We start from the raw sequence: 19301 nt of genomic DNA on the forward strand, positions 1-19301 counted from the left end.
TCGAGGGTAGTCAGCAGCGGATCGACGGGTCAGCCGCGTCGAAGCTCCTCCACCACCTGTCGATTCACCTCCGCGGCCGCTCGAAGCATCTCCGCAGCGAACTCCACCTGCTCCGTCGTCAACGAGTCGAGATACTCACCCCACAGTTCGGACACCCGACCGTACGCCGGGCCGACCTCCCGCATGAGAGTGTCAGCATTGGCGGAGACGATCACCCGGCGACGGTCCTGCTCATCGCGTGAGCGCGCCACGTAGCCCGCGCGCTCCAGTCGATCGATCATCGCCGTGACCGCACCACCGGCCGTCAGACCGGTGCGCATCGCCAGCTCCCCCGGCGTCGCCGGCCCCTCACTGAGGAGAAGACCCACCGCTTGCAGGTCCGTGCTGTTCAGCGCGACCGAGCGCGCCACGGCGTCCTGGAACATCACCGATCGCGCCTGAAAATCACGCATCGCTTCCGTCTGGCGAGCGATCGCGCGAGCGCGACGAGCGTCTTCATCCATCATCTGTTATTCTCTCTAAATCCGAGAGACTCTAGAAACGAGACTCTCTGTACTTCACTTCACTCTATCGAAGGGGCGATCATGCCAAAGGCACTCATCATCGGCGGCGGCGTGGCTGGACCTGCCACAGCACTGTTTCTGCAGCGCGACGGCTGGGAGGTGGAGATCTTCGAATCGCGGCCGGAGCCGGACGCGTTCGGCGGCCTCTTCCTGAACGTCGCAACGAATGGCCTCGCAGTGCTGGAGACGCTGGGCGTCCGCGAACATCTGCTCAGCGATGCCCACCACTCCCCCTACATGCAGATGCGTGGAGCGAGGGGCCAGCTGCTGGCGACCGTGCCGAACGGACCGGCGGGCGAGCCGGAGCGCGGGAGCGCCGTGGTACGGCGCGAATGGTTGAACCTCGTGTTGCGCGAGGCCGCAGAAGCAGCGCAGATCCCCACCCGCTGGGGCGCTCGACTCGATCGAATCGAGGAGGGCCCGACCTCCGTGACGGCGCACTTCACGGACGGCACGTCCGCCGTCGGCGACATCCTCATCGGCTGCGACGGCGTCGGCTCCGTCACCCGTCGCTGGATCGATCCACAGGCTCCGGAGCCGCGATATGCGGGCCTGCTCAGCGTCGGCGGGTTCGCACGAGTCGAGGGGCTGGAACCGACGCCCGAGACACAGGCCATGGTGTTCGGTGAGCGCGGATTCTTCGGCTACCTCGTGCGCGAAGACGGCACCGTGTACTGGTTCGCGAACCCCACGCACGCGGAGATCGATCGCGAAGCCCTCCGAACCTGGCCGCGCGACGAACTCCTGGCGGAACTGCGCGAAGCGCACCGGAACGATCCGTATCCCGTGCCGCAGATTCTCGACGCGGTGGTCGGCGCGGTCGGTGCGTACGGGGTCTACGAGCTGACGCACGTCCCGTCGTGGCACCGCGGCCGCGTGGTCGCCCTCGGCGATGCCGTGCACGCCACCTCCCCCAGCGCCGGGCAGGGCGCGTCGCTGGCGCTGGAGGATGCGGCGACTCTCGCGCAGTGCCTGCGGTCGGGATCGTTCGAGGACGCGTTCTCTCGATTCCAGCAGCGTCGACAGCCGCGGGCGGAGAAGGTCGTGGCCTACGCGGCTTCGATCAACCGCAACAAGCGGGTACCGCGGTCCCGCTTCGCCCGGGCCGTGCGCGATGCGATGCTGCCGCTCTTCCTGCGTGGTGCGATGACCGACACCCGCAACAACGACCTGTACAACTACGTCGTCGCCGATGACACTGTGCCTCATTCGCGTCGCTAGCCTGAAGGCATGACCCGCAGCACCGAGGACACCGTTCGCGCCTTTCTGGATCAGGTGCGCAGCGGTCGCTCGCCAGAGGCCGCGTGGGATTTCCTCGCGCCCGTCGTGCTGGCCCACCAGGTGCGCGCCGGAGCGCGCGAGGTTCTCGAGCGCTCACCCGCGAACTACGCCGAGCACGTCGAGGAGATGATCGAGATGTTCGGTGACTTCACCTTCACGGTGGAGGAGCTTCTCGTCGACGGCGATCGGGCGTATGCGCGATGGACGCAGCGCGGCCACCACGTCGGCGAGATCGACGGTCATCCGCCCACGGGGAAGCCGATCGAGACCGTCGGAAGCGCGGTGTATCGCGTCGCCGACGGACGCATCGTGGAGTACTGGATCCAGCAGGATGCGGCTGGCCTCGCGGCGCAACTCGAGTAGTCCTCCGGCTCCGAGCGGAAGCGCTGGCTCGGGCTCCCGCTCGGAGGGTGAGTCAGGACAGCGCGCCGTCGGACTCGGCTTCGAGGCTGGATCGGTCGCTGGTCGTCGGCGCGTCCACGGCACGTGACGCGCGACGCTTGTCGGCGCGCGCCCGTGCGGCGAGATTCAGCGTCTCCACAAGAATCGCGAAGGCCATCGGCCCGTAGATGAGCGCCTTGTCGATCTTGATTCCGAACCCCTCGGCGATCAGGAAGACGGCGATCAGCAGCAGGAACGACAGCGCGAGCATCTTCACGGTGGGGTGACGGTTCACGAAGGCGAAGATGGCGCCGGACGCGAACAGCATGATGCTGAACGAGATGAGCACAGCGGCGATGATGACGATCATGTTGGCGGTCATGCCAACGGCGGTGATCACCGAGTCGAGCGAGAACACCAGGTCGAGCGCCAGGATCTGGACGATGACGGCGCCAAAGGTGGTCGCGACGACGCCGGGGCCCTGGACCTCGGTGTCATCGCCCTCCAGCTTGTGGTGGATCTCCTGCACCGCCTTGAACAGCAGGAAGAGACCACCGGCGATGAGGATCAGGTCCTTCACCGAGAAGCCGAGGGTTCCGATGTGGAACAGGTCGTTGGTGAGGGTGATGATCCAGCCCGCGAAGAAGATGAGCACGATGCGCATCAGCATGGCGAGCGTCAGACCGAGTTTGCGAGCCCGCGCCTGCTGATGCTGCGGGAGCTTGCCCGCGAGGATGGAGATGAAGATCACATTGTCGACACCGAGCACCACCTCCAGCAGAAACAGGGCCAGGAAGACGGCGATGAGATCTGGGGACAGGGGTAAGTCGAACTCCATGGCCCGAGCGTAGGGCACGTTTTCGGCGAATTCTGCACCCGTCGGGTTGCTTCGAGGCGGATCATCGGTGCCTTCCCGGCGGATTGCCGGGTATTCGACCCAAGCGCTCCCGACGTCGGGGCTCAGGTCGGAATCGGCGTCCGCCTCATCGTGTCGAGGTCGGGCGGCTCAGCGGTGCGCGTCAGCGCTGGCGACGTACGCCCACGCGCTCGCCCCGGACGCGAGCGTCACGAGAACGCGCACGTAGTCGTCGACTTCGTAGTCGTCGGTCGCGGCGAGATCGTCGTCCGTCAGCTCCAGGTATGCGCCAGCGACAGCGGGTCCGTCTCCGCCGCGTCGGAGAATCGGGTGGCGATCCAACCCGCTTTTCGCGATCACGTCCGGGTCGGTGATCTGCACCCATTCGAGGGCGTAGCCGGGAAGCTCGTCGGCGACGGTCGGCACTTCGCGTCCGTACAGCGCCCGCTGCACCTCGGGAAGACGAAGCGTGCCGTAGGAGAAGACGCGGTGGCTCACGTGCTGATCATAGAGCGCAGGAGGAACTCGACGCCCTCCGGGTCTTCGAGGATCGTGGTCCCCGCCGCGCTGGTGCCCGTGACTCGAGCACCGAGCGATGTGAGACGCTCGAGTTCTGTGGCGAGGTCGTCGGGCTCGCAGACAAGCACGAACGCCTGGCGTGATGGATCGCGCGCGGGGTCGACGCGGTCCCCGCTCCACGCCAGCTTCGTGCCGCCGGCCAGTGACTGGATGGCTGTCTCCTCCCCCTCGTCCCAGACCAGCGGCCATCCGAGCGCTGCGGACCAGAACAGCCCGGAGGCACGCGTGCCCTCGCAGGTCGCCTCGCCGAGCGGACCACAGCCGGCAAGGTACGAATTGTTGTCTTCGATGACGCAGAACTCGTCGCCGGCCGGATCCTCCATCACCGCATAGCTGCCCGCGGGCACGTTGCCGCTGCCCAGCAGTCGGCCTCCGGCCTGCTGTGCGGCCTCGATCGTCTGGCGCTGGGTCCGCTCCGCGCGACTCAGGTGGAGGTGCACGCGGTTCTTGAGTGGCGAGTGTGCGGCCCCCGGGGCGAAGCGGACCCCGATCTGAGTCGGCGACCCGGGAAGGAGGATCCCATCCGCGTCCTCCTGCGGTTCGCGCTCCAAGAGTGCGGACCAGAACGCCGCCGCACGGGCGGGTTGCGTGCCGCGCAACATCACCGATTCGAGGGTGAGCACCATGCTTCGACCGTACAGCGCACAGGCGTTGACTGCCGCATGCCCTTGACGCTGCCCAACTGTTCGCGGCCGCAGGCCGCTCATGTTTGTATGTGCGGGAGAGCATATGGACAGCGCACCCGGGATGGGCTCACTGCGCTCGCTCGTGAATGTCAGGAAGGGCCGCGCCCAACGTGCTCACCGATCTCAGGCAATCGATTAACATCGATAATGGAAACAAAGCTCGGCAGGGCCATTGCACTTGCTTCTCCAAGCTCCATGGTGATCCTGGGGATCGGCGCCGCTTCTGCTTCGTCCGTGGTACCGATAGTCCAATTCTCAACCATCTCTCGAGAAGGCCTGTTCTCCAAAAGATCTCTGTCGGCGCGCAGCTTCGCCTCGGCTGTGATGGACCCTCGCTGGGGTGAGACGCTAATTCCCAAGGTCGCTAACTGTGATGAGGCGAAGTCCCTGTCATTGCGAGCATCGACAATCTTCTGCAGATAGCCGGGAAGTTCACCCCCACACAGGCCATCATCGATCCTCACATCCCAGAAGTCATCGATTCTGGATGCATTGGCAGGGAATCGCCTGTTTGCCAAACTATCAACAATATCCACCAACGATTCGCTCTCAAGCCGCGTAATCAGGCCGTCGAAGATTCCCGACCACGGGATACTCGTAGGCACGTGGGGCGCCGACTTTGGCACATGCAAGTGATCGATCGCCCGCTTTCGCGCATTCTTACGTGGAGGCCGCCCCCGGTTGTAGTTCTCGCTAACCACGCGAGCCAGTTGCGCGCTACATCCTTCATGCCGCAGAAGACTTGCAACCTTCGCGGCCGGCTCTGCCGCATAGAATACATAAAGAGGCATCCATCTGCAGGACACCGTATCACTCGGTGGATTGAGCAGTTTTCTCATCTGATCGCCGCTTGAGCGGGGATGCCCAAGTTGGTCGAAACTCCCGCTAGCGTTCATCATTTTTGCCTGGACACGGATCTGCAGCCATTTGTCGTCGTGGCCTATAACCCACTCCCAGTCTGCACCAGTGGCATTTTCCTCTGGTTCGTTGATGTCAATGTATACGCGCTGCGACCAAAAGTCCCTGAGCCGGAAGAAGTTCAACTCAGTCGTGGTGACTTCGCCGAGGCGTAGGCGGTATCCCTGATCTCTCGAGTACTGAACCATCTCCCAGACATCTTCGGCCTGTCTGTCCATCGCGTCTTTCAGACGTTTGAAGAAGTTGAGTGCCGTCATACGAGTCAGCATGCCAGATAAGAAGAGCGGTCGCCGTGCGATTGACCGACGATCCGCGTTGCGCGAGATTACAGTCCGACTGGTACTGCGCGGCACGCCGCCGCTGGAAGTGCGGTGCTGCATCCAGCTCGCGGAGCAAGAGGTACAAAACCGGAGAGGCCCGAGACTGCAGCACCCTGCAAACTCGAGCCTCCCTTCGCTTCTTGCGCCAAAGAGAACTGTGACTCAGAAGTCCCAGTCGTCGTCTTCCGTGGCCACGGCCTTGCCGATGACGTAGGACGAACCCGAACCGCTGAAGAAGTCGTGGTTCTCGTCCGCGTTCGGCGACAGGGCCGACAGGATCGCCGGGTTCACGTTGGTGACAGTCGAGGGGAACATCGGCTCGTAGCCGAGGTTCATCAGCGCCTTGTTGGCGTTGTAGTGCAAGAACTTCTTGACGTCCTCGGTCAGTCCGACGCCGTCGTAGAGGTCCTGCGTGTACTGCACCTCGTTGTCGTAGAGCTCGAACAGCAGGTTGAAGGTGTAGTCCTTCAGCTCCTGACGACGCTCCTCGGTCTCCTTCTCGAGACCCTTCTGGAACTTGTAGCCGATGTAGTAGCCGTGCACGGCCTCGTCACGGATGATGAGGCGGATGAGGTCGGCCGTGTTGGTGAGCTTCGCCTTGGACGACCAGTAGATCGGCAGGTAGAAGCCCGAGTAGAAGAGGAACGACTCCAGCAGCGTGGAGGCCACCTTGCGCTTGAGCGGGTCGTCGCCCTGGTAGTAGTCCATGATGATCTGAGCCTTCTTCTGAAGGTTCGGGTTCTCCGTGGACCAGCGGAAGGCCTCGTCGATCTCCTTCGTCGACGCGAGCGTCGAGAAGATGGACGAGTAGCTCTTCGCGTGCACCGACTCCATGAACGCGATGTTGGTGTACACCGCCTCCTCGTGCGGGGTGATGGCGTCGGGGATCAACGACACCGCGCCGACCGTGCCCTGGATGGTGTCCAGCAGCGTCAGACCCGTGAACACGCGCATCGTCAGCAGCTGCTCATCCGGCGTCAGCGTGTTCCACGACTGGATGTCGTTCGACAGCGGCACCTTCTCGGGCAGCCAGAAGTTGTTGACGAGGCGGTTCCACACCTCGACGTCCTTCTCGTCCTCGATGCGGTTCCAGTTGATGGCCTGGACCGTGGAGACCAGCTTCAGCTTGTCGGGAGTCATCTCTTCTTCTCTGGGTGATTCAGCGGTGATGGGCGAGGATCCGGGGCGTCACAGCATGCAGCTGACGCAGCCCTCGACCTCGGTGCCCTCGAGTGCCATCTGACGCAGGCGGATGTAGTAGATCGTCTTGATCCCCTTCTTCCACGCGTAGATCTGGGCACGGTTGATGTCGCGCGTGGTGGCGGTGTCCTTGAAGAACAGCGTCAGCGACAGTCCCTGGTCCACGTGGCGGGTGGCCGCCGCGTACACGTCGATGACCTTCTCGTAGCCGATCTCGTAGGCGTCCTGGTAGTAGTCCAGGTTGTCGTTCGTCATGAACGGCGCCGGGTAGTAGACGCGACCCAGCTTGCCTTCCTTGCGGATCTCGATCTTCGACGCGATCGGGTGGATCGAGCTCGTCGAGTTGTTGATGTACGAGATCGATCCGGTCGGCGGGACGGCCTGCAGGTTCTGGTTGTAGATGCCGTGCTTCTGGACGGACTCCTTCAGCGCGGCCCAGTCCTCGCGGGTGGGCAGCTGGTGCCCCGCGAACAGGGAGGCGACCTTCTCGCTGGTGGGCAGGAAGTCGTTCTCCAGGTACTGGTCGAAGAACGTGCCCGACGCGTACGTGGAGTCCTCGAAGCCGTCGAAGTGCTCGCCGCGCTCGATGGCGATCTTGTTCGATGCAGTGAGCGCGTGGAACAGGATCGTCGCGAAGTAGACGTCGGTGAACTCGATCGACTCCGGCGAGCCGTAGTAGACGTGCTCACGAGCCAGGAAGCCGTGCAGGTTCATCTGGCCGAGGCCGATGGCGTGCGAACGGTCGTTGCCGTCCTCCACGGAGCGCACCGAGGCGATGTGGCTCTGGTTGGAGACGGCGGTCAGCGCGCGAATGGCGGTGTCCACGGTGCCGGCCAGGTTCTTGCCGTCCATCGCCAGGGCGATGTTCATCGAACCCAGGTTGCAGGAGATGTCCTTGCCGATCACGTCGTACGACAGGTCGGTGTTGTACGTGGTGGGGGTGTTGACCTGCAGGATCTCCGAGCAGAGGTTGCTCATGTTGATCCGGCCCTTGATGGGGTTGGCCTTGTTCACCGTGTCCTCGAACATGATGTACGGGTAGCCCGACTCGAACTGGATCTCCGCGAGAGTCTGGAAGAACTCGCGTGCGTTGATCTTCGTCTTCTTGATGCGCGGGTCGTCCACCATCTCGTGGTACTTCTCGGTCACCGAGATGTCACCGAACGGGACGCCGTACACGCGCTCGACGTCGTAGGGCGAGAACAGGTACATGTCCTCGCCCTTCTTGGCGAGCTCGAAGGTGATGTCGGGGACCACGACACCCAGCGAGAGCGTCTTGATGCGGATCTTCTCGTCGGCGTTCTCGCGCTTGGTGTCGAGGAACTTCATGATGTCCGGGTGGTGCGCCGACAGGTAGACGGCACCAGCACCCTGACGCGCACCGAGCTGGTTGGCGTAGCTGAAGCTGTCTTCGAGGAGCTTCATCACGGGGATGATGCCCGAAGACTGGTTCTCGATCTGCTTGATGGGAGCACCCGACTCGCGGATGTTCGACAGCAGCAGAGCCACGCCACCGCCGCGCTTGGAGAGCTGCAGCGCGGAGTTGATGCCGCGGGAGATGGACTCCATGTTGTCTTCGATGCGCAGCAGGAAGCAGCTGACGAGCTCGCCGCGCTGCGCCTTGCCGGCGTTGAGGAACGTAGGGGTGGCCGGCTGGAAGCGACCCGAGATGATCTCGTCGACGATCTGCTCGGCGACCTTCTCATCGCCGTCCGCGAGCGCGAGCGCGCTCATCACGACACGGTCCTCGAAGCGCTCCAGGTAGCGCTTGCCATCGAAGGTCTTCAGCGTGTAGCTGGTGTAGTACTTGAACGCGCCGAGGAAGGTCTCAAAGCGGAACTTGGCCGCGTACGCGCGGTCGTTGAGCTTCTGGATGAACTCCAGCGAGTACTTCTCGAGCACGGCCGGCTCGTAGTACTCCTTCTCCACCAGGTAGTCCAGGCGCTCCTTGAGCGAGTGGAAGAACACGGTGTTCTGGTTGACGTGCTGCAGGAAGTACTCGCGCGCAGCGCGGCGGTCGGCGTCGAACTGGATCTTGCCGTTCGCGTCGTACAGGTTGAGCATCGCGTTCAGCGAGTGGTAGTCCATACCCTCGTACGCGGGGTTCGCCTTGAAGTCGCTGACCTCGGTCACTGCTGCTTCCACCATCGTTCCAATCCGTCGCTCACCTGAGCCACGTCATCCGGCGTGCCGAAGAGTTCCACTCGATACAAATGCGGCACGTGGCACTTGCGGGAGATGATGTCGCCGGCGAGGCAGTACGCCTCACCGAAATTGGTGTTGCCCGCGGCGATGACACCGCGGATCAGGGACCGGTTGCGCGCATCGTTGAGGAACCGGATCACCTGCTTGGGGACCGCACCGTGCCCGTCACCTCCGCCGTAGGTGGGGGTGACGAGCACGTAGGGTTCTTCGACGATGAGCGGCTCATCGGCTCGGTACAGCGGGATCCGAACAGCCCGCATGCCCAGCTTCTCGATGAAACGTGCCGTGTTGCCGGACACGCTGGAGAAGTAGACCAGCAGCGGTGCGTCCGCCGAGGGGCGGGAAGGCGTCGTGCCGAGACCCGGCGCCTGTGGAGCCAGCAGGACCGACATGCGCCGATCCGATCAGGCGAGGCGGGCGGCGAGCTCGTCGATCTTGTCGGGGCGGAAGCCCGACCAGTGGTCACCCTCGGTGATCACGACCGGAGCCTGCATGTACCCCAGAGCCTTGACCTGCTCGAGAGCGTCAGCGTCCTGCGTGACATCGAGGACTTCGTACTCGATGCCCTTGGAGTCGAGTGCGCGGTAGGTCGCGTTGCACTGGACGCAGGAGGGCTTCGTGTAGACCGTTACAGACATTTTGACCGTCTTTCCCCTCTGATGATCTTGGTGTGTGGCCGGCAACCAGTGCCGGAGCTCCAATACTACATATAGGTGTCGACATTGGAAGTGACCACAAGAGGTAGTAGTTACATTCGTGTAGTTATCCACCGTCCTCCACAGGGTTCAACACAGGTTGTCCACGTTTTCATCCACAACCGGCGAACGAATCTGGGAGCCTGAAACCCGCGTGAAAGCCGGGGTGTCGGACGTCACGGCCTCGTCCTTCCACAGGGTGGACGTTACGCCGGGCCTCCGACATTGGAATCCGGTGGACAGATCCGATCTCGGCGTGTCGCGGCGTGTCGTGTTCGACGCGCCGTACGTGGTGCCCGCGCCCCTCCAGAACGCCTCGCCGAACGGTAATCTGGACTCTCGTGGCCGGGTACAAGGATCTGCTGCGCACGCCAGGCGTCGCGCGCATCATCATCGCTCAGCTCGTCGCGCGCTTCCCCAACGGGATGACGAGCCTGGCCATCCTCATGCACGTCGAGCAGATCACCGGCTACTACGCCGCCGCCGGTCTCGTGCTGGCCGCCACGTCTGTCGGCCAGGCCATCGCCGGCCCCGTCGCGAGCCGCTGGATGGGCCGCTGGGGCAGTCGCCCGGTCATCGGCACCATGATCGGCGTGTGCGCAGCGGCTCTCATCGCGATCACCACGCTGCACCTCGTCGTGCCGGAAGCGGTCGTGCGCGGTGACGGTGGTGTGTTCCCGCCGATCGTGTTCATCTACATGGTGCTGGGCTTCATCGCGGGTCTGTCGACTCCGCCGATCCAGTCGGCCGTGCGCACCATCTACCCGAAGATGGTCAACTCCCGCCAGCTCACACCGTTGTTCTCCCTGGACGCCTCGCTGCAGGAGATCATCTGGATCATCGCTCCGGTGCTCATCACGCTGGTGAGCACGCAGATCAACACCATCGTCGGTCTCTTCACGATCGTGGCGATCCTGGTGGGTGGCGGCACCTGGTTCCTGGTACTGCCGGAAGTCGGACGGGTGCGCATCCCACAGAGCCGGCGCAGCTTCGGCAAGGTGCTCAGCAAGCCCGCCGTCCTCCTCGCCACGCTGGTGGGCTTCCTCCTGATCGGGGCCTGCACCGCGGTGGAGGCGGGTGTGATCGCGACCTTCGGACACGGAGGCGTCGAAGCCGGCCTCGTGCTGGCGGTCTTCTCGGTGGGTTCGCTCGCCGGCGGACTTGTGTCGGGCGCCATCCCGATCAGCCGCTGGGCGATGGCTCGCCGGCTCCTCATCGTCACCGTGGGCCTTGCCGTCATCCCCTTCTTCGTGAACCCCGAATGGGCGGGTGAGCCCTGGGCGATCGGCACGGCGCTCACGCTCGCGGGCATCGGTGTGGCGCCGGCGCTTGCGGTGCTGTTCGCGATGACGACCGCCAGTGTGAAGTTCAGCGACACGGCCGAGGCGTTCGGCTGGGTGGCCACCGGCCAGCTCATCGGCGGTGCGGCAGGATCAGCCCTCGCCGGCTTCCTCATCGACGGCATCGGACCGGCCGGGGCATACATCGCGGCCGCCGGGCTCGCCCTGGTGGGAACCGTGGTCTCCACCGTTTTCGTCCGCGGATTCCCGGATCTGCGTCATCGCGACGCCGCGCCGATTCCCGACACGGCACCGATCCAGACCGTCTCCTGACACGCGAAGACACGGCGGGAATAGCCCGCGGCTGATCCCGCGTTGCCCGCTGCATGAGCAATCGCACCGTGTGGCAGACCGCGTTCGGCGGGCCGGAGAACATCGAGATCGTGGATGCGGACATCCCGGTTCCCGGGCCGGGAGAGGTCCGCGTGCGCGTCGCGGCCGCCGGACTCAACCCCGTGGACTGGAAGCTGGCGGCATACGAACAGATGGCGCAGGCGTTTCGTGTGAGCATCCCGGGCGGATACGGCAGCGACTTCGCCGGTGTGATCGACGCGATCGGTGAGGGCGTGGAGTCCTGGAGCGTCGGTGACCGCGTGCTCGGTGCCGCCCGTGGACGTGCGATCGCGGAGTACACCGTGACGCCCGTGACGAAGATCGTCGCGGTGCCTGACGAGGTCAGCCTCGACGTGGCCGCAACACTGGACATCGCCGGACGCACCGCGGCCGCCGCCGTGGACGCGCTTGATCTCACCGCCGACGACGCCGTCTTGATCGGTGGAGCGGCCGGAGGTGTCGGTGTCATCGCGGTGCAGCTGGCCGCCGCAACGGGAGCGCAGGTCATCGCCACGGCATCGGAGCGCAATCACGACTTCCTGCGCGAGCTCGGTGCGATTCCCGTCACGTACGGCCCCGGCCTCGCAGACCGCGTGCGCGAGGCCACGGATCGACCGGTGACGGCCGCGACCGATCTTCAGGGCACCGAGGCCGTCGAGGCCGCGATCGAGCTGGGCGTCTCCCCCACCCGGATCACGGCGATCGCCGCGGGCGGAGCGTCACTCCCCGCGGGCGTGATCGCCACGGGCGGAGGCAACGCTCGCCCGGACGCGCTCACCGACATCCAGCGCCGCATCGCAGACGGGACGCTGCGTATCGAGATCGCCGGAGCATATCCGCTGGAGGACACCGCTACCGCCGTGGAGCGACTTCGCGAGGGCCACGTCCGAGGCAAGCTCGTGATCGCCGTGGACCCCACGTTGTTCTGACGCCGGGTTCGTGACGCGTCAATGGCCCTGATCCGCCGTCGATGAGGCTCGATGCAGTGCCGCTATAGTCCCGCACCGCGTCGAGCCTCATCGACGAGCTCGTCCAGGACCGGGATCAGAGCTGGGACACTGGTCGTCGCCGCGCGCCAAACGATCTCATAGTCGATGTCGCCATACTCGTGAGCAAGAATGTTCCGCATTCCGACGATCCTGTCGAGGCCTGGTACTCGAGCCCCCGTGTCCGCGTCATCCCGGCGGAGTCGGTTCAGCGCTTCGCCGAGAATCTCCAGCTGACGCTCCACCGCTGAGCGGACGATGAGGTCTGAGATGAAGTCGACCTCACTCCTGCCACGGGTGAATTCGTCGACAAGCCTGGCCGCGTCGGCCGCGTCCCAGAGATGCGCACCTGCCTCAGGCCGCATACAGTTCCTGCGCACTCCCGAATGCAGCCGCCTTGAAAAAGGGGTTCCTCACCGAACGCTCCACGACGAGATCGACTCCCCGGCCGACGATCCGTTCCAACTCGAACTTCAGATCGAAGTAGTCGTGAAAGAGGTTCTCCCGCTCCGGCTGAAAAGTCACGAGGAAATCGATATCGCTCGTTTGGGGGTTGAACTGGTCGGTGAGCACCGAGCCGAAGACACGGAGCCGCGCAACACCATAGCGCTCGCAGGCGCGCCGGATCGCCTCAGCATCGAGAACCACGGCGGTTTCCATGCCCTCATTCTCTCAGATCGGCTGCAACTCAGTGAGACCCATCTCCGGGAGTGATCATCGAGGAGGCCGGGCCAGCTCCCCCTGCGGCACCGCGCCACGGTTCTCATCGATCAGATGCGTGCCGAGAATGACAGGCTCAGTCGGAAGGCAGTCGGCGCCTGAAGTGCCTTTCGAGACATACATCCCGCACGGAGCGGGCGGGGACAGAATGGAGGCATGAGCGTGTTCGATCCTGCCGAGTACCTTCCCGACGATCTTCTGGAGCGCATCCGGTCGCGCGCGGCTCAGGTGGATGCCGACAACGTGTTTCCGCAGCAAGACCTCGACGAGTTGCGCAAGGTCGGATACCTGAAGATTCTGGTGCCCGCCGATCGCGGTGGGTCCGGGCTGTCGCTGGAGCAGGCCGCCGTGCTGCAGCAGCGCCTTGCCGGCGCCGCACCCGCGACCGCGCTCTCCATCAACATGCACCTGGTGTGGACCGGGGTCGCGAAGGTGATGCGCGATCGCGGTGTCGACGCGCTGTCGTTCGTGCAGGAAGGAGCCGCGCGCGGTGACGTGTTCGCGTTCGGGATCAGCGAGGCGGGCAACGACCTCGTGCTCTTCGGCTCCGACACCGCCGCAGTGCCGCAACTCGACGGTGGATATGCGTTCACGGGCACGAAGATCTTCACGTCGCTCGGCCCCGTGTGGGATCAGTTGGGCCTGCACGGGCTCGACGAATCCGACCCCGAGAACCCGAAGCTGATCTACGCCTTCGTGCCTCGATCGGAGCAGGTCGTCACCCGCGACGATTGGGACACCCTGGGGATGCGAGGCTCGCAGTCGCGCACCACCGAGCTGCACGGCGCGATCGCCCCGGCCGACCGGGTCGCGCGGATCGTGGCGCCCGGGCCGAACCCGGATCCGATCGTGTTCGGGATCTTCAGCGTGTTCGAGGTGCTGCTCGCGTCGGTGTACACCGGCATCGCTCATCGGGCCATCGAGCTCGCGGTGGAGACCGCCGGAAAGCGTCGCTCCAAGAAGACCGGGAAGTCGTACGCCCAGGACCCGGACATCCGCTGGCGCATCGCGGAGATGGCTCTCGCCTATGACGCACTGCCGCCGCAGATCGCCGCGATCGCTCACGATGTCGATGAGCTCGTGGACAACGGAGCGCGCTGGTTCGCCATGCTCTCCGGCGTGAAGCATCGGGCCGTGGTCATGGCCAAGGAGGTGGTGGACAACGCGATGCTCGTTGCCGGTGGATCCAGCTTCTTCACCCGCAACGAGCTCTCGCGCCTCTACCGCGACGTGCTGGCGGGGATGTTCCACCCCTCCGACCCCGAATCCGCCCACGCGACCGCCGCGTCCGCCCTCCTCGGCCCCGTGGAACCATGACCCGCGAGACTTCCGTCTGTGGGCGACAATCGACGCGTTGCGGTGATTCTCACCCACAGATGGAAGTCTCGCGGGATATGTGGAACGCCGAATCCGGGCAGGAGGTAAGACGATGACGAACGATCCTCGAGATGCCGCGGCGGAGTACCGGGCGGCGCAGGCAGCGAAGGGCGACGGGCCGATCGACGGCAACGCTGAACGGGACGGCGACGAAAAGGCGGCAGGACCGGCGAACGGGCAGCGTCACGGATCACAGGGTTCCGAGGCGCAGCGGACGTGGACGGCGGCGGACCGCGCGGCGTATGTGGAGACCGCGATCCAGCGAGCGATTCGCGAAGGTGCGTTCGACGATCTGCCGGGGGCCGGGAAGCCCATCGAGGGCCTGGGCACCCATCACGATCCCGACTGGTGGATCCGCCGCAAGATCCAGACGGAAGACCTCCGCGGGCTCGGTCCCGCCGCCCTCACGCTGCGCGTCGAGGATCGCGAGTTCGAGGAGCGCATGGACGCCCTCACCCGCGAATCAGACGTCCGGGAGGCGGTCGAGGACTTCAACCGTCGCGTGAAGCACGCGCGCCTGCAGCTGTTGGGTGGGCCGCCCGTTGTCACGGCGTTGCGGGACGTCGACACCGAGGTTCAGGCGTGGCGAGACCGGCGCGCGCAGCGCACCACGGAAGTGCCGCCTCCGCCCACGTCATCGCGGGGCTGGTTCCGCCGCAACCGCTGACACGCGAGCCGGCCGGCACGTTCACGGAACGTCGCGACGTCCCTCGTGAGTGTGGGGCCGCCGTCTCGCGGCGCGGAATCTGAGCCCGCGGCGGGTCGCTACTTGCCGGTGACTTCGAAGGCTTTGAGCATCTCCTCGATGGCCTGCTCGCGCTCGTCGCCGCCGGATTCCATCATGTGGCTGACGTGGGTGCGGAGGTGATTCTCCAGCAGCAGGCGATTGAGGGATTCCAGGGAGCGCTGGATCGCACGGGACTGCGTGATGATGTCCATGCAGTACTCCTCGTTGTCGATCATCTTCGCGACGCCGCGCAGCTGACCCTCCAGGATGGCGGTGCGGTGCAGTGCGCGCTTCTTGATGTCCTCGATCACGTCTTCAGCGTACCGCCGAGGCGCACCGCCCCGACCGTCCCGAGCGATGCGAGGATGTGGCCATGGCGCGCACACCCATCGAACTGCTCTCTCCGGCCGACCAGGAGCGACGCCGTGCCCTCTCCCGGATGAAGACCATCGCCCTCGGAGCGCTGATCGCGATGGCCGTCCTGTTCTGCATCGGCTTCGTGCTGCAGGAGCGTTATCCCGCGTGGGGCTACCTTCGCGCGGCGGGCGAGGGAGGCATGGTGGGCGCGCTCGCCGACTGGTTCGCCGTCACAGCGCTGTTCCGTCGTCCGATGGGGCTGCCCATCCCCCACACCGCGATCATCCCCAACCGCAAAGATGAGATCGGGCGCACGCTGGGCGAATTCGTGGAGACCAACTTCCTCGCCGGCGACGTCGTGCGCCAGAAGCTGGACACCACCCCGATCGCAGCGCGGCTGGGGGCCTGGCTGCGCGAGGAGCCGAATGCCCAGCGCGTCGGCAGTGAACTGTCCACCGCCGCGGCGGGAATCCTCCGGGCGCTGAGCGATGACGACGTTCAGGATCTCATCAGCGATCTCGCTCGCCGCCACCTCATCGACCAGGACTGGGCGACCCCGGCCGGGACCTGGCTCGGCCGCATCGTCGAGACCGACGCCCAGCGCCCCGCCGTCGACCTCGCCGCCGACACGATCGCGAACTGGCTGAGCAGCAATCATGCCGCCTTCCAGGGGCTCATCTCCCGTCGTCTGCCCGGCTGGGTGCCGAAGCTCGCCCACCGCTTCGTCGACGACACTGCGTACAACGAGGCGGTGAAGTTCGTCGACGCGGTCCGCGAGGACCCGAACCACCCCGCGCGGCACGCGATCGACGGCTATCTCGCCCGCCTCGCCGACAATCTGCAGCACGACCCGACGACACGCGCCAAGCTCGAGGGGGCCAAGAGCGGCGTGTTCGACAGCCCCAAGGTGCGGCAGCTGGCGAGCGACGCCTGGCAGACGGTCAAGACCGGGCTCATCACCGCTCTGGAGGACGAGGACAGCGCCCTGCGCGCCCGCATCAACGCGGCCCTCGCCGACATCGGCGCTCGCCTCGCGGACGACGCATCGCTGCAGCGCCGCGTGGACGGCTGGGTCACCAACGCCGCCGTCTTCCTCGTGGACCGCTATCGCCACGACATCGCCAGCATCATCACCGACACCGTGGAACGGTGGGACGCCAGCGAGACGACGGAGAAGATCGAGCTGATGGTGGGCCGCGACCTGCAGTACATCCGCCTCAACGGCACCGTCGTGGGCGCACTCGCCGGCGTCACGATCTTCGCGGTCGCGCACGCAGCGGTTCAGCTGTTCGGCTGATCAGGCCCGGCGGGTCCAGGTCTCGAAGCGATACGCGGGGCCGCGATCGGACGGCGCGAAATCGGGAACACCCGGCGATGCCGCCGTGAGCTCGAACTCCGACGGGAGCTGCGGAGCATGCGTGTCACCGTCCGGGATGTCCAGGTCCAGCACGGTGACCAGCACCTGGTCGGCTTCGGGGAGAAACTGCTCGTAGACGGACCCGCCGCCCACCACCCAGATCTCCTCGCTCCCGTCCGCGTCACCGGCGAGAGCGAGCGCTTCGTGGACGTCGGTGGCGACCAGCCCGCCCGCCGCCCGCACGTCGGCAGCAAGCGCGTCGTCGTGGGTCAGCACGATGTTGGTGCGATCCGAGAACGGGCGGAAGCGCGGCGGAATCGACTGCCAGGTGCGCCGTCCCATGATCACCGGGTGGCCCACCGTGGTGCGCTTGAAGTACGCCATGTCCTCCGGCGCGCGCCAGGGCATATCACCGTCGCGTCCGATGACGCCATCGACGGTCTGCGCCCAGATCAGTCCGATGCGGGCCACCTCACACCGCCACCGGCGCACTGATCTGCGGGTGGTGCTGGTAGTCGTGCACCGCGAAGTCCTCGAACTCGTAGTCGAAGATGCTGTCCGGGGTGCGCGTGAAGGTCAGCGTCGGTGACGGATAGGGCTCGCGTTCCAGCTGCGTGCGCACCTGCTCGAGGTGGTTGTCATAGATGTGGCAGTCGCCACCGGTCCACACGAACTCCCCCGCCTCGAGCCCCGTCTGCTGGGCGATCATCCGCGTCAGCAAGGCATAGGAGGCGATGTTGAAGGGGACCCCGAGGAACATGTCTGCGGAGCGCTGATAGAGCTGGCACGAGAGGCGTCCGTCCGCGACATAGAACTGGAAGAAGGCGTGGCACGGCGGCAGCGCCATGTTCTCGATCTCCGCGACGTTCCACGCCGACACGATGATGCGACGCGAGTCGGGATTGCTCTTCAGCTGGTCGATCACCTGGCTGATCTGGTCGATGTGGCCACCGTCGGGGGTGGGCCAGGAACGCCACTGGACGCCGTACACCGGGCCCAGTTCCCCATCCTCATCGGCCCATTCGTTCCAGATGCGCACGCCGCGCTCCTGCAGCCATCGTGCGTTCGAGTCGCCGCGCAGGAACCAGAGCAGTTCCAACGCGAGCGACTTGAAATGCACGCGCTTCGTGGTGATGAGCGGGAACGCGTCATCGGCGAGATCGAAGCGCAACTGGCGTCCGAAAACGCTCGTCGTCCCCGTTCCGGTGCGGTCCGTCTTGTGTGTGCCGTTCTCCAGCACGTCGCGCAGCAGGTCCTCGTACGGGGTCGGGATGCTCATGCTCCGATCCTAGTTCGACCGGCGCAGGACGGGCTCAGCGGGCGCGGATCACGAGCTCCGGAGTGACGAGCTTCGTGGCCCGCTGGCGATCCGAGGACGCCGGCAGCACGTGACGACCATCGGGTCCCATGAGCAGGCGCAGCACGGCACCGGCCACCTTCTCCGGTCGCTGCTCGACACTCGACAAACCCAGCGCCTCGGCGGCCGGCGTGTTGTCGAAGCCGATGATCGGCAGGTTCCCGCGACCGGCCGATGCCGCCGCGAGCAGTGCTCCGATGGCCAGTGAATCGCTGGCGCACACCACCGCATCGACGTCGTGAACGCCCGCCGCCGCTGCCTCACGAGCCGCGGCGACATCGTCGATGCTCCACCATCGCGGACCCGTGGCGGACGCAGCCGTCATCGCCTCGCGCCAGCCGCGTTCGCGATCGTCACCCGTTCCCGATCCCTCGGGCCAGCCGAGGAACGCGACCCGGTCGCCGTGTGTGAGCGCATGCTCGGTGGCCTGTCGGGTGCCCGCGGCGCCGTCGACGTCCACCCACGGGTGCGAGGGCTCCACACCGTCGTCCCAGGGCCGGCCGAAGGCCACAAACGGCAGCCGACGCGACACGAGGAAGGAGGTACGCGGGTCGCCGCGGAACGTGCCCGTGAGCACGGCGGCGTCGATCTCACCGCCATCGGTGATCTCCGTGAGCCGGGCAACCTCCTCCTCCGGCGTGCGCGCCGCGTACACGAGGATCCGCATCCCGCGATCGCTCGCACGCTCGGCCAGTGCGTGGACGAACCGGTCCAGCACCACGCCGGACACGCCGCCGACATACGGGTCCAGGTGGATGCCGATAGTGGAACTGCGCTGCGTGCGGAGCATACGCGCCGCGGCGTGGGTGCGGTAGCCAAGCTCCTCGATCGCCGCGGCCACCCGCTCACGCGTGGCGGGGCGAACGATGTCCGGCGAGTTGAGGACGTTCGAGACGGTCTGGCGTGACACACCCGCACGGCGAGCGACATCCTCCACCGTGGGAGCACGACCCATCGCGCCCCTCCTCTCCGATCCGGCACCTGCCTGCACATCATATGCGCCACACGGATGGGCTTGACACGACCGGACCGGTCTGCTTACTGTTTGTCCAACCTGAATTTG

The 19301-nt window shown here is 65.6% G+C and carries 22 protein-coding genes; 7 read left to right on the forward strand and 15 right to left on the reverse strand.

Features of this window, described 5'->3' with window-relative positions; translation table 11 throughout:
* Positions 1-29: 29 nt before the first annotated feature.
* Positions 30-506, reverse strand: a complete 477-nt coding sequence (locus ABTV68_RS14925) for a MarR family transcriptional regulator (protein ID WP_433674496.1) — start codon at positions 504-506, stop codon at positions 30-32.
* Positions 507-584: 78 nt separating this feature from the next.
* Between ABTV68_RS14925 and ABTV68_RS14930 the strand changes: the two genes are divergently transcribed.
* Together ABTV68_RS14930 and ABTV68_RS14935 are read left to right on the forward strand one after the other, a co-directional pair.
* On the forward strand, positions 585-1784 hold the full coding sequence (locus tag ABTV68_RS14930) for an FAD-dependent oxidoreductase (RefSeq protein WP_433674497.1): 1200 nt from the start codon (positions 585-587) through the stop codon (positions 1782-1784).
* 9 nt (positions 1785-1793) lie between these two features.
* Positions 1794-2207, forward strand: coding sequence for an ester cyclase (locus tag ABTV68_RS14935; RefSeq protein WP_433674498.1), 414 nt, complete (start codon positions 1794-1796; stop codon positions 2205-2207).
* A gap of 52 nt (positions 2208-2259) precedes the next feature.
* Here the strand turns inward: ABTV68_RS14935 and ABTV68_RS14940 are convergent, their stop codons facing one another.
* The 8 genes from ABTV68_RS14940 to nrdH form a co-directional block, all read right to left on the reverse strand.
* Positions 2260-3063, reverse strand: a complete 804-nt coding sequence (locus tag ABTV68_RS14940) for a TerC family protein (RefSeq protein ID WP_433674499.1) — start codon at positions 3061-3063, stop codon at positions 2260-2262.
* 168 nt (positions 3064-3231) lie between these two features.
* Positions 3232-3579: a gamma-glutamylcyclotransferase family protein gene (locus ABTV68_RS14945; protein ID WP_433674500.1), complete on the reverse strand. Its 348-nt coding sequence runs from the start codon at positions 3577-3579 to the stop codon at positions 3232-3234.
* Positions 3576-4286: a VOC family protein gene (locus ABTV68_RS14950; RefSeq protein WP_433674501.1), complete on the reverse strand. Its 711-nt coding sequence runs from the start codon at positions 4284-4286 to the stop codon at positions 3576-3578. The genes ABTV68_RS14945 and ABTV68_RS14950 overlap by 4 nt, the downstream gene beginning before the upstream one ends.
* A 149-nt stretch (positions 4287-4435) precedes the next feature.
* The gene (locus ABTV68_RS14955) at positions 4436-5521 is read right to left on the reverse strand and encodes a DUF6615 family protein (RefSeq protein ID WP_433674502.1); all 1086 of its coding nucleotides are present in this window, start codon (positions 5519-5521) and stop codon (positions 4436-4438) included.
* A gap of 225 nt (positions 5522-5746) precedes the next feature.
* Entirely contained in the window at positions 5747-6724 is a 978-nt protein-coding gene (gene nrdF / locus ABTV68_RS14960) for a class 1b ribonucleoside-diphosphate reductase subunit beta (RefSeq protein WP_433674503.1), read from the reverse strand.
* A gap of 48 nt (positions 6725-6772) precedes the next feature.
* A complete protein-coding gene (gene nrdE / locus ABTV68_RS14965; RefSeq protein WP_433674504.1) occupies positions 6773-8932 on the reverse strand; it encodes a class 1b ribonucleoside-diphosphate reductase subunit alpha in 2160 nt (719 codons plus the stop codon).
* Positions 8914-9381 carry a class Ib ribonucleoside-diphosphate reductase assembly flavoprotein NrdI gene (nrdI, locus tag ABTV68_RS14970; protein WP_433674505.1) on the reverse strand — a complete coding sequence of 156 codons (468 nt, stop codon included), beginning with the start codon at positions 9379-9381 and terminating at the stop codon, positions 8914-8916. The genes nrdE and nrdI overlap by 19 nt, the downstream gene beginning before the upstream one ends.
* A gap of 12 nt (positions 9382-9393) precedes the next feature.
* Positions 9394-9627 carry a glutaredoxin-like protein NrdH gene (gene nrdH / locus ABTV68_RS14975; RefSeq protein WP_231092262.1) on the reverse strand — a complete coding sequence of 78 codons (234 nt, stop codon included), beginning with the start codon at positions 9625-9627 and terminating at the stop codon, positions 9394-9396.
* Between the two features lie 398 nt (positions 9628-10025).
* Between nrdH and ABTV68_RS14980 the strand changes: the two genes are divergently transcribed.
* Positions 10026-11297, forward strand: coding sequence for an MFS transporter (locus ABTV68_RS14980; protein ID WP_433674506.1), 1272 nt, complete (start codon positions 10026-10028; stop codon positions 11295-11297).
* A 53-nt stretch (positions 11298-11350) separates the two neighbouring features.
* Positions 11351-12286 (forward strand): NADP-dependent oxidoreductase, encoded by a 936-nt coding sequence (locus ABTV68_RS14985; protein WP_433674507.1) that lies wholly within the window; start codon positions 11351-11353, stop codon positions 12284-12286.
* 62 nt (positions 12287-12348) lie between these two features.
* Here ABTV68_RS14985 and ABTV68_RS14990 read toward each other — a convergent pair whose 3' ends face one another.
* Entirely contained in the window at positions 12349-12708 is a 360-nt protein-coding gene (locus ABTV68_RS14990) for a HepT-like ribonuclease domain-containing protein (RefSeq protein ID WP_433674508.1), read from the reverse strand.
* A complete protein-coding gene (locus ABTV68_RS14995; RefSeq protein WP_433674509.1) occupies positions 12698-13003 on the reverse strand; it encodes a nucleotidyltransferase family protein in 306 nt (101 codons plus the stop codon). Before ABTV68_RS14995 ends, ABTV68_RS14990 begins: the two co-directional genes overlap by 11 nt.
* 216 nt (positions 13004-13219) lie before the next feature.
* Here ABTV68_RS14995 and ABTV68_RS15000 point away from each other — a divergent pair, with 216 nt between their 5' ends.
* Both ABTV68_RS15000 and ABTV68_RS15005 read left to right on the forward strand, forming a co-directional pair.
* Positions 13220-14380 carry an acyl-CoA dehydrogenase family protein gene (locus tag ABTV68_RS15000; protein WP_433674510.1) on the forward strand — a complete coding sequence of 387 codons (1161 nt, stop codon included), beginning with the start codon at positions 13220-13222 and terminating at the stop codon, positions 14378-14380.
* A gap of 112 nt (positions 14381-14492) precedes the next feature.
* Positions 14493-15107: a DUF1992 domain-containing protein gene (locus ABTV68_RS15005; RefSeq protein ID WP_433674511.1), complete on the forward strand. Its 615-nt coding sequence runs from the start codon at positions 14493-14495 to the stop codon at positions 15105-15107.
* A 98-nt stretch (positions 15108-15205) separates the two neighbouring features.
* Here ABTV68_RS15005 and ABTV68_RS15010 read toward each other — a convergent pair whose 3' ends face one another.
* Complete coding sequence (locus ABTV68_RS15010) at positions 15206-15478, reverse strand: metal-sensitive transcriptional regulator (protein WP_231092257.1); 273 nt, start codon at positions 15476-15478, stop codon at positions 15206-15208.
* 62 nt (positions 15479-15540) lie between these two features.
* Here ABTV68_RS15010 and ABTV68_RS15015 point away from each other — a divergent pair, with 62 nt between their 5' ends.
* Positions 15541-16821 carry a DUF445 domain-containing protein gene (locus ABTV68_RS15015; protein WP_433674512.1) on the forward strand — a complete coding sequence of 427 codons (1281 nt, stop codon included), beginning with the start codon at positions 15541-15543 and terminating at the stop codon, positions 16819-16821.
* On the opposite strand, the gene ABTV68_RS15020 is transcribed toward ABTV68_RS15015, so the two are convergent.
* From ABTV68_RS15020 to ABTV68_RS15030, 3 genes are read right to left on the reverse strand one after another with little or no spacing between them, the layout of a single operon-like run.
* Positions 16822-17352: a dihydrofolate reductase gene (locus tag ABTV68_RS15020; protein ID WP_433674513.1), complete on the reverse strand. Its 531-nt coding sequence runs from the start codon at positions 17350-17352 to the stop codon at positions 16822-16824.
* A gap of 1 nt (position 17353) precedes the next feature.
* Positions 17354-18160 (reverse strand): thymidylate synthase, encoded by an 807-nt coding sequence (locus ABTV68_RS15025; protein WP_433674514.1) that lies wholly within the window; start codon positions 18158-18160, stop codon positions 17354-17356.
* A 34-nt stretch (positions 18161-18194) separates the two neighbouring features.
* Entirely contained in the window at positions 18195-19193 is a 999-nt protein-coding gene (locus tag ABTV68_RS15030) for a LacI family DNA-binding transcriptional regulator (protein WP_433674515.1), read from the reverse strand.
* Between the last annotated feature and the right edge of the window lie 108 nt (positions 19194-19301).

The sequence above is a fragment of the Microbacterium gorillae genome (genome assembly GCF_050990725.1).
GTDB classification, from domain to species: domain Bacteria; phylum Actinomycetota; class Actinomycetes; order Actinomycetales; family Microbacteriaceae; genus Microbacterium; species Microbacterium gorillae_A.